The following is a 15,146-nucleotide window of genomic DNA, read 5'->3' as shown; positions in this document are numbered from 1 at the left end:
ACGTCGCGCCGCTCAGTTGCCGCAGTCGCGCTGCAGCCGTGCGTCGATACCGCGCTGTTCGCGATTGAGTGCGTCGCGCTCACCCTGCAGGGCGCTGTTGTAGCGCCGGCCGAGTTCCCAGCGGCGATCGCGCAGGCGCGCGCAGACTTCGTTGGCCGGCAGCGGGTTGCAGGTGTCGCGGACCAGCACGTTGCCGGCCGGGACCACCACGTCCGAATAGCTGCCGGGGTAGGCATGGCCGCCGCCCTGCCACTGCGTGCTGCCACTGCCGATGCTGACGCTGCCGCCCCCCCTGGAACCCCCACCGGAGACCGAGAGCGTTCCACCGCTGGACGTCACCGCGCCGCTGCCCATCGGCATGATCGGCGGCAGCGGGCGGTGCCCGCCACCGCCGCCACCGCCATGCGGCGGCCGCGGGTAGCCGGGGTAGGACGGATACACGCTGGTCCAGATCGGCACCCAGCGCGGATTGCCCTCGTTGCTTTCGCTGGTATAGCGGCTGCCGTCATCGCGGATGCATTCGTACATCGGTTGTGGCGGCTGAACATAGACGTGGCGCACCTCGCGCTCCACCACCGTGGGCGGTGGCGTGGCCGGATCGCGGTCGCTGCGCACCACGCGCCGTGGCGGATCGCGCGGGCGCTGCATGTCGCGCACTTCCTGGCGGCCATCGCGGCACGGGGCGTCCTGCAGCGCCACGGCACCGTTGCTGCCTACGCAGCGGTAGATGCGCACGCTGCCGGCATCCTGGACAGCCAGGGCCGCGCCGCTCCACAGCAGCAACACGGACAGGCACAGGGCAGGGGATCGGCGCATGGGCACAGTGTGCGACTTTGCCGGCACGCGCGCAAAAGCGCGCTCAGGTGCGCAGGATCTGGCCGCTGAGGGCATCGCGGATCGGGGTGGGTTGGGCCAGGCCGCCGGTCTGGCCGTCGATCACGCCGTCCAGCAGCGTCAGCAGGGCCGGGTCCAGCTCGGCCCGGGTACGCGCGGGCGGCTTGCCGGCCAGGTTGGCGCTGGTGGAAACCAGTGGGCCGCCCCAGGCGCGGCACAGCGCGGCCACCAGGGGATGGGCGCTGATGCGCACGGCGATGCCGCTGTGTTCGCCGGTGATCCAGCGCGGTGTGCGCGGTCCGGCCGGCAGGATCCAGGTGTGCGCGCCGGGCCAGCTGGCCAGCACCTCGGCCTGGCGCGGCGGCGGCAGTGCCTGCAGCTGCACCCAGCCCTCCAGCTGCGCCAGGTCGGCAGCGACCAGGATCATGCCCTTCTCGACCGGGCGCTGTTTGAGCTGCAGCAGCTTCATCACCGCCGCCCGGTGGGCAGGGTCGCAGCCCAGGCCCCAGACGGCTTCGGTCGGGTAGGCGATCACACCGCCGGCGCGTAGCGCGGGCAGGGCCGAATCCAGGGTCAACAGGTTCATCTCAGTGCACCGGCAACGCAGGGCCGCACGCTGCGGCCCGCTGCAATACCGGCATTATCCCCCCGCGCAGGCGGCAGGGGTCAATGTCGACGCTGCGCGTGGATCAGGAAGCGGCCTTCTTCACCACTTTCTTGACCGCCTTTTTGGCGACCTTTTTGGTGGCTTTCTTGGCGGTGGCCTTCTTGGCCACCTTCTTCACCGCGGCTTTCTTGGTGGCAGTCTTCTTGACCGTCTCAGCGGCTGCTTTCTTGGCCGGGGCCTTCTTGGCGGCCACTTTCTTGGTCGCCTTCTTGCCAAAGCCCTTGCGCACCGGCTTGCCGGTTTCTTCCATCAGCTGCTGCACTTCGGCCAGGGTCAGCGAGGCCGGCTCGCGATCCTTGGGGATCTTGCCGTTCATCTTGCCATCGCTGATGTACGGGCCGAACCGGCCGTTCAGCACCTGGATTTCGCTGCCCTCGAATTCCTTGATGATCCGGTTGCGCGCGATCTCTTCCTTCTCTTCGATCAGGAACACGGCGCGGGCCAGGTCGATGGTGTACGGGTCATCTTCCTTCTTCAGCGAGGCATAGGTGCTGCCGCGCTTGGCGAACGGGCCGAAGCGGCCGATGCCGACGCTGACGTCCTCGTCCTTGTCCTGGCCCAGCGCGCGCGGCATCAGGAACAGCTCCAGCGCGTCTTCCAGGGAAATGGTGTGCATCGACTGGCCCGGGCGCAGCGAGGCGAACTTGGGCTTGTCCTCGGCGTCCTCGGCGGTGCTGCCGATCGCCGCGTACGGCCCGAAGCGGCCCAGCCGCACGCTGACCGGCTTGCCGGTCTTGGGGTCGGTGCCGAGCTCGCGCGCGCCACTGGCCTCGGCGCGATCCACCGATTCGTTCTTTTCCTCGACCAGCTTGTTGAACGGTTCCCAGAAGCGGGCCATCAACGGAATCCAGTCTTCCTCGCCACGCGAGACCGCATCGAGCTCGTCTTCAAGCTTGGCGGTGAAGTCGTAGTCCACGTACTGGGTAAAGTGGCTGGACAGGAACTTGGACACCGCGCGGCCAACATCGGACGGGCGGAAGCTGCGGCCTTCCATCTCCACGTACTTGCGGAACAGCAGGGTCTGGATGATCGAGGCATACGTGGACGGACGGCCGATGCCGTACTCTTCCAGCGCCTTGACCAGCGCCGCTTCGGTGAAGCGCGGCGGCGGCTGGGTGAAGTGCTGTTCGGCCACGATGCGCTCGAGCGGCACGCGCTCGCCGGGCTTCATCGCCGGCAGCTTGCGGCCTTCATCGTCGTCCTCGGCACTCTTGTTGTCCTTGCCTTCCTCGTACACGGCCAGGAAGCCGGGCACCACCACGGTGGTGCCGCTGGCGCGGAACACATGTTCGCTGCCGGCCGAGAGGTCCACACTGACGGTGTTGAGCGTGGCCGGAATCATCTGGCAGGCCACCGCGCGCTTCCAGATCAACTCGTACAGCTTGCGCTCGTCGTCGGTCAGGAAGCGGGCCACCTGGGCCGGGGTGCGCAATGCCGAGGTCGGACGCACGGCTTCGTGCGCTTCCTGGGCATTCTTGGATTTGGTCTGGTAGGTGTTCGGCTTGTCCGGGAGCGCGGCGATGCCGTAGTCGCGGGCGATCACGTCGCGGATTTCGGCCAGCGCGTCCTGGGACAGATTGACCGAGTCGGTACGCATGTACGAGATCAGGCCGACGGTGCCTTCTTCCTCACCGATCGCCATGCCTTCGTACAGCTTCTGCGCGACCTGCATGGTCTTGCGCGTGGTGAAACCGAGCTTGCGCGAGGCTTCCTGCTGCAGGGTGGAGGTGGTGAACGGCGGGGCCGGGCGGCGCTTGCGCTCCTTGCTGACCACGTCGGTGACATGCAGGGCGCCCTGCGCGGCCTGTTGGATGCGCATGCGCGCCGCTTCGGCGGTGTCGCCGTCGGTGACGGTGAACTGCTCGAACTTCTTGCCATCGAGCTTGATCAGGCGCGCATTGAAGTGCTGCGAGGGATGCGCGCAGGCGGCATCGATGCTCCAGTACTCGCGGGCGATGAAGGCTTCAATCTCCTCCTCGCGCTCGACGATCATGCGCAGCGCCGGGCTCTGCACGCGGCCGGCGGACAGCCCGCGCTGCACCTTGCGCCACAGCACCGGGGACAGGTTGAAGCCGACCAGGTAGTCCAGCGCGCGGCGCGCCTGCTGGGCATCCACCAGGTCGCCGGCGATCTCGCGCGGCTGGCTCATCGCTTCCTTGATGGCGCGCGGGGTGATCTCGGTGAAGACCACGCGCTGCATCGGCTTGTCCTTGACCAGCCCGCGTTCCTTCAGGATCTCGGCGATATGCCAGCTGATCGCTTCACCCTCGCGATCCGGATCGGTGGCCAGGAAGATGTCGTCGGCGCCTTTGGCAGCCTTGACGATGGCATCAACGTGCTTTTCGTTCTTCTCGATGAGGTCGTAGCGCATCGCGAAGTTGTTGTCGGGATCGACCGCGCCTTCCTTCGGCACCAGGTCGCGCACATGCCCATACGAGGCCAGGACGGTGAAGTCCTTACCGAGGTATTTGTTGATCGTCTTGGCCTTGGCGGGCGATTCGACGATGAGCAGGTGCTTGGGCATGGCATCGATTTCTGTGGGCAGCAGCCCGGGGGAGGGCGCTAGGGTGGAGCAAATGGCCGCATTAGTGAAGGGCAGCGGGCGATATCCATAAACTGAACGCCCGGGTATGCGCCGGGCGTTCAGCTTTCTTGCGTATTAGAGGAATCACGCCGGGGCCGCCCGTGTCAAGCGGCCCGGTGTGAGGGTCGGCTCAGGACATCGACGAGGCGATGACCCCGATCATCGCGATGAACAGCGCGATCAGACCCAGCGTACACACCCCGGCGAACACCAGGATGACGATGGTCACGGTGCCCAGGCCGGGCTGCTGCATCTGCGGATTGTCCGTAAACGCCCACTTGTCCACCACCACGGTGTCGCACAGCATGTCGTGCAGGGCCTGCTTGCGCTCGGTGAAGGCGGCCATGATGAAGCCGATGCACAGCGTCAGGCTGCTGAGCAGGAAGCCGAAGTAACGGCCGACGCCGCGCGCCACGCTGATGCGCTCGCCGCTGCCACGCACCACCTTGATGCCCACGGCCATCTTGCCCAGCGTGGCGCCACCGCGCGAGGCATGGAAGCCGGCGAAGTAGAGGACCGCGGCGGCCATGTTGATCAGCATCGCCACCAGGCTCATGCCGATTTTCATGCCATCGCTGCCACTGCTCTCGCCGATCAGGCTGAACACGATGCTGACCGGCACGTTGAACACGCTGACCACCAGCGAGTCGATGAAGTAACCGGCGAAGCGCCGCCAGAAGCCGGCGTAGACCACGTCGCCGCCGCTCACCACCGTGCCGCCGTGGCTGGTTGCCGTCGGCGCCGAGTACGGCGAATAGGTGCCGCCGCCGGTCCCCGGCAACGGCGCGGTGCCGTTGTCGATGGCGGTGTAATCGCCGCGCAGGTCGAAGCCGGTGCCCAGGTTGCTGGCCGCGCTGGTCAGGTTCTGCAGCTGCAGCTCATCGACGGTGTCCGACAGCGGCTTCCACTCGGGGAAGCCCTCGCGCCATACCAGCGTGGCCAGGTTGATCTCGCCACGCTGGAAACGCGCACGCAGTTCTTCTGCGGCCAGTGGCCCCTGGCGCTGCTGGCCTTCGGCGTAATACCACTCACTCATTGCTTGGATCCCCTTTGGATTCGTCCATGGACACGCGTCCGTTCTCAGCCGCGGCAATCCGCAGGCAGGTATTTGTCATCCGGCTCGGCGCTGCACGTCCAGTGCTGCTGCTCGCCGTCGTAGTCCAGCCAGATCAGCTTGCCATCCAGCGCGCGGCTGCCGGGGGTGCTGAGTTCGGCTTCGATGCCGCAGTGGCTGTTGTCGAAGCGGCCGATGCGCACGGCGCTGAGCGGACCGTCGGCATAGCTGTCGGCGGCCAGGAAGCCCTCGTCGTCATTGACCGGGCAACGGCCATGGGTCTGCACGAATTCGGTGACCTGCAACTTGAGCGGGCCCAGCGAGGAGATCGCCTGCTGTGCCTTGGCGCGCTGGGTGTACTCCTGATACGCCGGCAGTGCGATGGCCGCCAGAATGCCGCCGACCACCAGCAGCACCAGCAACACCGCACCGGCCACGATCGCGGCGATCGCGCAGCCGGACAGACCCTTGCGTGGCGCGACCGCTGCGGATGCAGAGGGGGGCAATGTCTGTGCGGTTGCCGGCGTGGCGGCGCTATAGCCGGGAATCTGCGGCGGCGCTGGCACAACCGGTTCGACGATCGGTTCAACCGTCGGCTCAGCGGCCGTCGGTTCAGCGCCGATTTCGGCGGGGGTGTCGGCTTCGGCCGCTGCGGGCGCTGGTGCGATCACCAGGCCCAGCGCATCGGTGACCTCGCGCAGGGGTTGCCACTGCGCCATGCCGTCGCGCCAGACCAGTGTATCCAGCGCGATCCGGCTGGACTGGTACAGCGCAATCAACTCCTCAGACGTCAGCGGCCCACGCTGCTGACGGTTTCCTTCTGCATAGAACCACTCGGCCACGGTCCGCTCCTGAATGCGCTAGGCGCCCAGTGTACGGTCAGTGGAGGGGTTCCGGCTCGTCGACGAACATCTGGGTCTCCATCCAGGCGTAGGCCGCTTCGGCCCCGGGCTGGTTGAACAGCACCATCAGCACCACCCATTTGAGGTCGTCCAGGTCCAGCTCGTCCTGGTCCAGCGCCATGGCGCGGTCCAGCACCAGCTCGCGCTGGTTGGCGTCGAGGATGCCGTGCTGCTCCAGGAACATCAGGAAGCCGCGGCCTTCCACGTCGAGCTTGTCCAGCTCCGGGCCATGGAAAATCCGCACCGGGCCATCAACCCGGGCCAGGGTCACGGCCGGGCGCTGCTCGGCGAGGGCGTCGAGCCAGTCGAAGGCTTTATTGATCTCGGTGGGGCTGAAGCCGGCCTGGATCAGGCTGTTCTGGAGGGTGTCGCGGTCGCGGACGAGATCCGCGTCTTCGCTGAAATAGTGTTCGAACAGGTACAGCAGGACATCCAGAATGCTCTCTTTCATTGCCCCTCGGCCTGCGTCAACGACGCTGTGGAGGTGAAGAAACTAGGGTTTTCGACAGTAGCGGCCATGTGCGGCAACCACCTTTCCATCCAGTTCCATGACCAGCAGCATGGCCGACAGCTGTGCCGTCGTCAATCCGCTGCGCTGGATCAGTGAATCCATACCCGTTGGGTTGTCATCCAGTGCCTGCCACAAGCGCTGGTAGTTCGGATCGGAGGAGGAAGGGGCGCTCGATGGCGCTGGCTGTGCCTGTTCAGTGGGGGCGGCCAGACGCGTTCGCAAGGCCTGGCCCAGGCTGCCGCCGAGCATGGCCAGCCCGGCGATGACCTCGTCGGGGTGCTCGACCAGCTGGACCCCGTCGCGGATCAGCCGGTGGCAGCCGTGGGCGCGCGGGTTACGTACCGAGCCGGGCAGGGCGAACACCTCGCGTCCGGCCTCGGCGGCCAGCCGGGCGGTGATCAGTGCCCCGGAGCGGATCGCCGCCTCGATCACCACCGTGCCCAGGCTGAGCCCGGCGATCAGCCGGTTGCGGGCCGGGAACTGGCCCGGCCGGGCGGCGGTACCGGGCGGGTACTCGCTGACCACTGCACCGCGCGCGGCGATCTGGGTCTGCAGCCCGGCGTGCCGGGGTGGGTAGGTGCGGTCCAGGCCGGTGGCGACCACCGCCACGGTCAGCCCGCCGGGAACATGCAGCGCGGCGCTGTGGGCGCGCGCATCCACCCCGGCCGCCAGCCCGCTGATCACGCACAGCCCGCTGCGGGCGAAGGCCGTGGCGAACTCGGCGGCCAGTTCGGCCCCGCTCGGCGAGGGGGTGCGGCTACCGACCACGGCCACTCCAGGGTGCCACAGCAGGCTCGGTTCGCCTTGGACGAACAGGCCCAGCGGGGCCTGCCGGTGGTGCCGCAGCAGCACCGGATAGTCGGCGCTGGTGAGTGCCAGCAGGTGCTGGCCCGGCGTGTCCAGCCAGCGCCGGGCCTGGTCCAGCGCGGCGGCATCGGGGTGGCCCAGTCGCGCGCACTGCTCGGCACTGCAGCCGGCCGCGCGCCAGGCCGCCGGCCCGGCGCGCAGCGCGGCCTCGGCGGTGCCGTGATGGTCCAGCAGCAGGCGGCGCGGCGGCAGGGGGCCGCCGGCCAGGATCAGCCGCAGCAGCGCAGCGCGGGCGTCGGGGTGATGGTTGGGCATCCTCTCAGGCTAGGCCGCACACGACGACGGCGCCCTGGGGCGCCGTCGGAGTATTGCGTAGGAGTGTCCCGCGTAGTGACCCGCGGTGGGTACCTACTGCGCGTCGGGATGCTTGGCCGAGTAGCCGACCAGGACCGGCTTCACGCCCTGCATCACCAGCGCGTAACTGACCTTGTCGAAGGTGCGGAACACCATCGCATGGGCGGCATACTCATCCGGCAGGGTCACCCGGCCGGCGCCGGTGGTCAGCGAATCGTCGATCCGCGACGAGTTCGGGAACTTCATCTTGTGCGCGACATGGCGGCCCTGGCGCCACAGCGAGACCACGGTGCCGTTGTCGATGCCGTCGGCGCTGCCGGCGGAAATGGCAACCACATCGCGCGGCCCCCCGGCGGTGAACATGTCGGTGACGGCCAGCACCCGCATATCCAGGCTCTCGGTCTGCGCGGCCGGAACGTGCGGGAAGAACTGCAGGTCGTAGGGGTTGGCCTCGACCGGGATCAGGCGGTCGCCCGCGCGCACTTCACGGCCGTCGACCTGGCCCTGCAGTGCGATCGTGGTCACCTCGACATTGCCGGTGGCCAGCTTGGTCACGGTGCCGACGTTGATCTGGGCCAGTTCGTAGCCCAGCGTCTGGTTGCGCTTGCTGGGTGCGACGTAGTTCTTCCAGAGGTTGCCGCTGCCGGGGGTGACATCGCCGTTGGCGGTCAGGTCCTCGGTCGGCTTGGGCAGCGCGTAGCGCACGGTCGGGCGGACCACGGCCCAGCGCTGGCCCACGGCGGCCGTGTCCAGCCCACGCACATAGGCGGTCTGGCCGGTGGTGGCGCGCAGGCGGTTGTCTTCCAGGCTCACCACATAGGGCAGCGACTTGATCTCGTCGACCACGCTGAGCTGCTTCAGGAAGGGTTCCACCTGGTCCAGCGGGATCGCGTTGAGCGGGGCGTCCTGGCGCGGGCCGGGCTGGGCCACGACGCGGTCCAGGTAGGCCAGGCTCAGTACGTCACCCGGGTAGATCAGGTGCGGATTCTTGACCTGCGGATTGGCTTGCCAGATCTCCGGCCACAACCACGGCTTTTTCAGGAAGCGCGCGGAGATGTCCCACAAGGTATCGCCCTTCTGGACGACGTAGGTATCCGGGTGCCCGCCATTCATTTCAACGGCGGTAGCATAGGTGGCGACGGTCAACATCGCCACGGCGACGACCGTACGAGTACGTTCAAACATAGGTGTGGTGCCTGATTCCCCAACAGGTTCGCGCACTATAGTCCAGAAACCGGGGCGCAGGGCAAGCGTTGGCGATAGAATTGCCTGGTACGCCGTTTTGACCGGCGCCCCTTACCGGTATTTGCCATGGCTCTCCTGCCTATTCTCGAGTTCCCCGATCCGCGCCTGCGCACCAAGGCCGCGTTGATCGATGCCACCGAAGTGACCACGCCGGCGTTCCAGACGCTGGTCGATGACATGTTCCAGACCATGTACGAGGCACCGGGCATCGGCCTGGCCGCGACCCAGGTCGACGTCCACCAGCGCTTCATGGTGATCGACGTCAGTGAAGAGAAGAACACCCCGCAGGTGTTCATCAACCCCGAAATCCTCGCCCACGATGGCGGCCGGGTGTACCAGGAAGGCTGCCTGTCGGTGCCGGGCATCTTTGCCGACGTCAGCCGCGCCGACACCATCACCGTGCGCTTCCTGGACCGTGCCGGCCAGGTCCAGCAGATGGACGCCGAGGGCCTGCTGGCCACCTGCATCCAGCATGAAATGGACCACCTGGACGGCAAGCTGTTCATCGATTACCTGTCGCCGCTCAAGCGCGAGATGGTCCGCAAGAAGCTGGCCAAGCAGCGCAAGCACGATGCCTGAGGTGGATGCAGGCCTGGCCGCACGGGGTGACCGTGCGCCGGGCGTTGCGCTGCGGCGCCGGTCAACGGCGCCGTTTTACTTTCTGTTAGTGGGGTCGCCATGAAGATTGTGTTTGCCGGTACGCCGGAGTTCGCCGTGTCCTCGCTGCGCGTCGCAGCCCGTCACCATGAAGTCGTGGCGGTCTACACGCAGCCGGACCGCCCGGCCGGGCGCGGCCGCGGGCTGGCCCCGTCGCCGGTGAAGCTGGAGGCGATCGCACGTGGCATCCCGGTGTTCCAGCCGGAAACCCTGAAGACCCCCGAAGCACAGCAGCAGCTGCTGGACCTGCAGCCGGACCTGATGGTGGTGGTGGCCTATGGCCTGATCCTGCCCAAGGCGGTGCTGGCGATCCCGACCCACGGCTGCTGGAACGTGCATGCCTCGCTGCTGCCGCGCTGGCGTGGCGCCGCGCCGATCCAGCGCGCGATCCAGGCCGGCGATACCGAAACCGGCGTGTGCCTGATGCAGATGGAAGCCGGGCTGGACACCGGCCCGGTGCTGCTGCGCCAGCACACCCCGATCCAGCCGGCCGAGCTGGGCGGGCAGCTGCACGACCGCCTGGCCGAACTGGGCGCGCAGGTGCTGTCCGACGGCCTGGGCCTGCTGCGGGCGGGGATCAAGCCGATCGCCCAGCCGCAGCCCGAAGCCGGGGTGACCTACGCGCACAAGCTGGACAAGGCCGAAGCCCGCCTGGACTGGGCGCACGACGCCGCCGAGCTGGAGCGCAGCGTGCGCGCCTTCAACCCCTGGCCGATCGCCGAGGCCACCCTGGCCGGTGAGCGCGTGCGCATCCACGGCGCGGTGGCGCTGGCCGACAACCAGGGCCAGGCACCGGGCACGCTGCTGGCGGCGGGCCGCGAGGGCATCGACATCGCCTGCGGGCAGGGCGCGCTGCGCCTGCGCGTGCTGCAGCGCGAAGGGGGCAAGGCGATCACCGCCGCGGACTACCTCAATGCCCGCCGCGACCTGATCGTGGGGAACTGAGATGGTGCAGCCCCGGCAGGACAAGCAGACCCCACCGCCCGCCAATCTGGCGCCCGGCGTCCCCACCCGCGTGCTCGCCGCCAAGGTGCTGGCCCAGGTGATCGGTCGCGGCCGCTCGCTCAAGGCTGAACTGACCAAGGCGTTGCCGACTCTGGCGGACAGCCGCGACCGCGCCCTGCTGGAAGCCCTGTGCTTTGCGGTGCTGCGTCGCCGCGCGGCCTATAACGCCGCGCTGGCGCAATGGATGCCGCGCCCGCTGGGCGTGCGCGAGGACGAACTGCGCGCGCTGCTGCTGGTTGGTTTCGCCCAGCTCGATGCGCTGCAGCTGCCCGCGCATGCCGCGCTGTCGGCCACCGTGGATGCGGCGCGTGCGATGGGCCGCGAGCGCCAGGCGGGCATGGTCAACGCGTTGCTGCGCCGTGCGCAGCGCGAGGGCATTCCGGCCCTGCCGGCGCGCGAGGCCTTCCCGCTGTGGCTGGCCGAGATGATCGAGCAGGATTGGCCCGAGCAGGCCGATGCGGTGTTCAACGCCAGCCTGCAGGCCGCGCCGCTGTGGCTGCGGGTGAACCGGCAGAAGAGCAGCCGCGAGGCGATGCTGGCGCAGCTGGAAGCGGCCGGGATTGCCGCCGAGGCCTCGCCGCTGGCGGCCGATGCGATCTGCCTGCCGGTACCGGTGCCGGTGTCGGCACTGCCGGGCTTTGCCGACGGTGCGTTGTCGGTGCAGGACCTGTCCGCACAGCAGGTGGCCGATGCGTTGATGCTGCCGGTGGGCGCACGCGTGCTCGATGCCTGCGCCGCACCCGGCGGCAAGGCCGCGCACCTGCTGGAGCGCGATCCCAGCCTGCGCCTGTTGGCGCTGGACGTGGATCCGCGCCGGCTCAAGCGGATCAGCGAAACCTTCCTGCGCACCGGAGTGGGTGAACACGCCCAGGTGCTGGCCGGCGATGCCACCGATCCGGCCGCCTGGTGGGATGGCCAGCCGTTCGATGTGATTCTGCTGGATGCACCGTGCTCGGCCACCGGGATCATCCGCCGCCAGCCCGACGTGCTGCAGCACCGTCGCGCCACCGATATCGAGACGCTGGTGGCCCTGCAGGCACGCCTGCTGGATGCGAGCTGGGGCATGTTGGCCAAGGGCGGCACGCTGCTGTATGCGACATGCTCGATCCTGCGCGAAGAAAATCAGTTCCAGGTCGAAGCGTTCCTGCAGCGCACCCGCGATGCGGGATTCCTGCCACTGGGTGACGCGTTCGGGCACGATTCGTGGGCCGGTCGCCAGCGTTTGCCCGGTGAAGACGGCGGTGACGGTTTCTTCTATGCGCGTCTGCTAAAGAAGGGCTGATCCAACCCCGTTAGAATCGCGCCCCATGCTGAAAACCCGTGCGTCACGAGAATTCTGGTTGCTTGCGTTGATGGCCCTGCTGGTGCTTGGCGCGGGCCTGGGCATGCGTGATCCCTGGCCGTCGGATGAGCCGCGTTTCGCGCTGGTCGCCAAGCAGATGGTGCTCAGCGGGGACTGGTTGTTCCCGCATCGCGGCACCGAGCTGTACTCGGACAAGCCGCCGCTGCTGATGTGGTTGCAGGCGGCGTTCTACAGCGTGCTCGGCAACTGGCGGGTGGCATTCCTGCTGCCCTCGCTGCTGGCCGCGCTGGGCACCCTGGCCTGTGTGTACGACCTGGGCCGCCGGCTGTGGACCCGCCAGGTGGGCCTGTACGCGGCGTGGGCCCTGTTGTTCGCGGTGCACTTCACCTTCCAGGCCAAGAAAGCGCAGATCGATCCGCTGGTGGTGTTCTTCATCACCCTGGCCAACTACGGCCTGCTGCGCCACCTGCTGTGCGGGCCGGCGTGGCGCTGGTGGTGGCTGGGCTGGTTCGCCGCCGGGCTCGGGGTGATCACCAAGGGCGTGGGGGTGATCGCGCTGCTGACCCTGGTGCCGGCCGCGCTCGCCTCGCTGCTGGGCTGGTCGCGGGTGCGCCTGCATGTGCGCGACGTGCGGTTCTGGCTGGGGCCGCTGGCCTTCGTACTGGCCATCACCCTGTGGCTGCTGCCGATGGTGCTGACCGCGCTGTCCAGCGGGTCGGCCGAGTACCGCGTGTACATGGACGACATCCTGTTCCGGCAGACCGCCAAGCGCTATGCGCAATCGTGGGACCACCACCAGCCGTGGTGGTACTTCCTGGCCACCATGCCCTCGATGTGGGTGCCCACGCTGCTGGTGCTGCCGTGGGCGATCCCGGCCTGGTGGCGACGCCTGCGCCGGCGCGATCCGCGCTACCTGGTGCTGCTGGGCTGGTGGCTGCTGATCGTGCTGTTCTTCTCGATTCCGCACGGCAAGCGCGATGTCTACATCCTGCCCTCGCTGCCGATGTTCTGCCTGGCGCTGGCGCCATTGCTGCCGGGCCTGCTGCGGCGGCGTGACGTGCAGTGGCTGCTGGGCGGTTTCGCTGCCTTGTTGGCGCTGGCGCTGCTGGTCGCCGGGATCGGCATGCTGGTCGGCGAGCCCGGCTTCGAGCGCCGGCTGGTGGGCGAGCGCGGGGTCGCCCAGGGGGTGACGACCGCGCTGGGCTGGGCCGGCGTGATGATGGGCAGTTGGGGCGTGCTCAGCCTGCTGGTGGCGGGACGGCGGCGCTTCCACCTGGCCGTGGTGTCGACCCTGGCAATGGTGTGGGTCACCTACGGGCTGGTGGGGTATCCGTTGCTGAACGACTCCAGTTCCGCGCGGGGCCTGATGCAGCAGGTCGGCCAGCGGATCGGGCCCGAGGCTGAACTGGGCCTGGTGGCCTGGAAGGAGCAGAACCTGTTGATGGCCGACCGCCCGGTGGCCACGTTCGGCTTCAAGCGGCGTTGGTACAAACAGCTGCAGGACGCGGCGAGCTGGCAGGCGCAGGCGCCGCAGCAGCGCTGGCTGCTGGTGCAGGAGGCGGCCTTGCTGGCGTGTGTGGACCGCCGTCGCGCCGAACGGGTGGGTACGGCCAACCGCCGCGGCTGGTGGCTGGTGCCGGCACAGGCCTTCGTGGCGCCGTGCCGGGCCAGCGCGGAAGAGCTGGCCCGGATCGCGCGCGAACAGGGCGTGGAGGAGGACGAGTGAGCAGTGGCTCATGGATCATTACAAAGCGATCGGCGACAATCCCGCCTGCTCGCCTGACACGGGATCGAGGCCATCGCAGTGCCCGCGCCGTTGTCACTGGTGCAGGTGTCGATGCCGCCTGCCCCTGCGTTGGCCAGCGCCTCCCGGCCGCCGCGCCGGGCGCTGTCCTTCCTTTCCGCCCGTCGTCCGCCCGCATCGCCTAGACCGTGACCGAAGACCTTTCCCGCCCCACCAACGCCCGCCTGTTCCTGGCCTGGGCGTTCACCATCGCGCTCGGCCTGTCGCCGGTGCTGCTGATGTCGACCATGGATGGCGGCAGCGCGGGCTATTACCTGTTGATCCTGCTCAGCTTCATCGTGCTGGCGGTGATGCGCCGCCCGGCCCCCGGCCAGCGGTGGTGCGCGCAGCCGCGCCAGTACCTGTGGCTGGGCATGGGCATGGCGGTGATGCTGGTCGGGGTGCTGGCCAGCCAGGCGTTCCATGGCCTGTGGAAGGGGTCGGAGGTGGAGAAGGCGGTCCGCTTCCTGACCGTGCTGCTGATCGCGGCTGCGGCGCTGCGGATCCCGCGCGCGGTGCTGTCCCATGCGCTGTTCGGCCTGCTGCCGGGCATCTGGTTTGCGGTGATCAACATCAGCTGGCTGGCGCTGAGCACCGGCACCCGCCCGGCCACCCGCCAGTTCAACGCCGTGACCTATGGCGACCTGACCCTGCTGTTTTCGGTGCTGGTCTTCCTGTTGCTGGGCTATCGCATCACCCGTTTCCACCGCACCGAGTTCGCCTTCAAGCTGCTCACCGGCATCGCCGGCCTGGGCGGCTTCCTGGCCACCCAGACCCGCGGCGGGCTGCTGGCGATCCCGTTCTTCATCTTCATCGCGCTGCTGTTGTACGGGCGTCGGCTGAACCGCTACCGCGCGTTGCTGGCGGTGGTGCTGGTGGGCCTGCTCGGGCTGATCGTGGTCAGCGACAGCACCATGCGCGATCGCATCCATCTGGGCGTGAGCGAGTTCGGCGAATGCCAGGTGACCCACCTGGCCGATACCTCGGTGTGCATCCGGCTGCAGTTGTGGAGCGCGGCCGGGCACATGATCCAGAGCGAGCCGGTGTTCGGCATCGGTGGTGGTGACCGCTTCCGCGAAGAACTGCGCGCGCTGGCCGAGGCCAAGCAGGTTTCACCGATGGTGGCGCGTGATTTTGGCGAGACCCACAACGACCTGCTGTATTTCCTGGCCACCTACGGGGTGCTGGGCGGGCTGGGCCTGCTGCTGATGTATGCGGCGCCGATGTGGGTGTTCGCACGCCGCCTGCGCCTGGACGACGAGGCCTCGCGCCTGTTCGCCGGGGCCGGGTTGAGCATCTGCGTGGGCTTCCTTGTGTTCGGCTTCACCGAGATGATGTTCCGCGACATGCGCACCGCCTCGTTCTACGCGACCTGGATCGCGCTGTTCCTGGCGTTGTCCGACCCGGCCCGGCCGCGTCGGCCGGACCGTCTGCGCTGAG

General features: G+C 68.3%; 13 protein-coding genes. 5 read left to right on the top strand and 8 right to left on the bottom strand.

The window, feature by feature from the left end; genetic code table 11:
- Window positions 1-12 precede the first annotated feature (12 nt).
- The 8 genes from AC3IPM_RS17235 to AC3IPM_RS17200 all read right to left on the bottom strand — a co-directional run bounded on the left by AC3IPM_RS17235 (window position 13) and on the right by AC3IPM_RS17200 (window position 8,898).
- Window positions 13-816, bottom strand: a complete 804-nt coding sequence (locus tag AC3IPM_RS17235) for a DUF4124 domain-containing protein (RefSeq protein WP_489301467.1) — start codon at window positions 814-816, stop codon at window positions 13-15.
- Between the two features lie 43 nt (window positions 817-859).
- Window positions 860-1,420, bottom strand: coding sequence for an L-threonylcarbamoyladenylate synthase type 1 TsaC (gene tsaC / locus AC3IPM_RS17230; protein WP_489301466.1), 561 nt, complete (start codon window positions 1,418-1,420; stop codon window positions 860-862).
- Window positions 1,421-1,523: 103 nt separating this feature from the next.
- A complete protein-coding gene (locus tag AC3IPM_RS17225; RefSeq protein WP_489301465.1) occupies window positions 1,524-4,025 on the bottom strand; it encodes a DNA topoisomerase I in 2,502 nt (833 codons plus the stop codon).
- Between the two features lie 190 nt (window positions 4,026-4,215).
- Window positions 4,216-5,121: an RDD family protein gene (locus AC3IPM_RS17220; RefSeq protein WP_489301464.1), complete on the bottom strand. Its 906-nt coding sequence runs from the start codon at window positions 5,119-5,121 to the stop codon at window positions 4,216-4,218.
- A gap of 44 nt (window positions 5,122-5,165) precedes the next feature.
- Window positions 5,166-5,981 carry a GYF domain-containing protein gene (locus AC3IPM_RS17215; RefSeq protein ID WP_489301463.1) on the bottom strand — a complete coding sequence of 272 codons (816 nt, stop codon included), beginning with the start codon at window positions 5,979-5,981 and terminating at the stop codon, window positions 5,166-5,168.
- Between the two features lie 37 nt (window positions 5,982-6,018).
- Entirely contained in the window at window positions 6,019-6,492 is a 474-nt protein-coding gene (locus AC3IPM_RS17210) for a DUF494 family protein (protein WP_228886001.1), read from the bottom strand.
- 42 nt (window positions 6,493-6,534) lie between these two features.
- Entirely contained in the window at window positions 6,535-7,674 is a 1,140-nt protein-coding gene (gene dprA / locus AC3IPM_RS17205; RefSeq protein ID WP_489301462.1) for a DNA-processing protein DprA, read from the bottom strand.
- 93 nt (window positions 7,675-7,767) lie between these two features.
- Entirely contained in the window at window positions 7,768-8,898 is a 1,131-nt protein-coding gene (locus tag AC3IPM_RS17200) for a LysM peptidoglycan-binding domain-containing protein (RefSeq protein ID WP_489301461.1), read from the bottom strand.
- Between the two features lie 126 nt (window positions 8,899-9,024).
- Between AC3IPM_RS17200 and def the strand changes: the two genes are divergently transcribed.
- The 5 genes from def (at window position 9,025) to AC3IPM_RS17175 (ending at window position 15,145) form a co-directional block, all read left to right on the top strand.
- Window positions 9,025-9,537: a peptide deformylase gene (gene def / locus AC3IPM_RS17195; protein ID WP_489301460.1), complete on the top strand. Its 513-nt coding sequence runs from the start codon at window positions 9,025-9,027 to the stop codon at window positions 9,535-9,537.
- A 99-nt stretch (window positions 9,538-9,636) separates the two neighbouring features.
- The gene (gene fmt, locus AC3IPM_RS17190) at window positions 9,637-10,560 is read left to right on the top strand and encodes a methionyl-tRNA formyltransferase (RefSeq protein ID WP_489301459.1); all 924 of its coding nucleotides are present in this window, start codon (window positions 9,637-9,639) and stop codon (window positions 10,558-10,560) included.
- A gap of 1 nt (window position 10,561) precedes the next feature.
- Window positions 10,562-11,902: a 16S rRNA (cytosine(967)-C(5))-methyltransferase RsmB gene (gene rsmB / locus AC3IPM_RS17185; protein ID WP_489301458.1), complete on the top strand. Its 1,341-nt coding sequence runs from the start codon at window positions 10,562-10,564 to the stop codon at window positions 11,900-11,902.
- Between the two features lie 25 nt (window positions 11,903-11,927).
- Entirely contained in the window at window positions 11,928-13,649 is a 1,722-nt protein-coding gene (locus AC3IPM_RS17180; RefSeq protein ID WP_489301457.1) for an ArnT family glycosyltransferase, read from the top strand.
- A 206-nt stretch (window positions 13,650-13,855) separates the two neighbouring features.
- Window positions 13,856-15,145 (top strand): O-antigen ligase family protein, encoded by a 1,290-nt coding sequence (locus tag AC3IPM_RS17175; RefSeq protein ID WP_489301456.1) that lies wholly within the window; start codon window positions 13,856-13,858, stop codon window positions 15,143-15,145.
- Window position 15,146 lies beyond the last annotated feature (1 nt).

It is taken from the genome of Stenotrophomonas sp. GL_111, from assembly GCF_057835245.1.
This window is presented reverse-complemented; position numbering and strand designations above follow the sequence as displayed.

Coding starts and splice junctions, on each gene's coding strand:
- AC3IPM_RS17235 (WP_489301467.1), bottom strand. CDS start 816: ATGCGCCGATCCCCTGCCCTGTGCCTGTCCGTGTTGCTGCTGTGGAGC.
- tsaC (WP_489301466.1), bottom strand. CDS start 1,420: ATGAACCTGTTGACCCTGGATTCGGCCCTGCCCGCGCTACGCGCCGGC.
- AC3IPM_RS17225 (WP_489301465.1), bottom strand. CDS start 4,025: ATGCCCAAGCACCTGCTCATCGTCGAATCGCCCGCCAAGGCCAAGACG.
- AC3IPM_RS17220 (WP_489301464.1), bottom strand. CDS start 5,121: ATGAGTGAGTGGTATTACGCCGAAGGCCAGCAGCGCCAGGGGCCACTG.
- AC3IPM_RS17210 (WP_228886001.1), bottom strand. CDS start 6,492: ATGAAAGAGAGCATTCTGGATGTCCTGCTGTACCTGTTCGAACACTAT.
- dprA (WP_489301462.1), bottom strand. CDS start 7,674: ATGCCCAACCATCACCCCGACGCCCGCGCTGCGCTGCTGCGGCTGATC.
- AC3IPM_RS17200 (WP_489301461.1), bottom strand. CDS start 8,898: ATGTTTGAACGTACTCGTACGGTCGTCGCCGTGGCGATGTTGACCGTC.
- def (WP_489301460.1), top strand. CDS start 9,025: ATGGCTCTCCTGCCTATTCTCGAGTTCCCCGATCCGCGCCTGCGCACC.
- fmt (WP_489301459.1), top strand. CDS start 9,637: ATGAAGATTGTGTTTGCCGGTACGCCGGAGTTCGCCGTGTCCTCGCTG.
- rsmB (WP_489301458.1), top strand. CDS start 10,562: ATGGTGCAGCCCCGGCAGGACAAGCAGACCCCACCGCCCGCCAATCTG.
- AC3IPM_RS17180 (WP_489301457.1), top strand. CDS start 11,928: ATGCTGAAAACCCGTGCGTCACGAGAATTCTGGTTGCTTGCGTTGATG.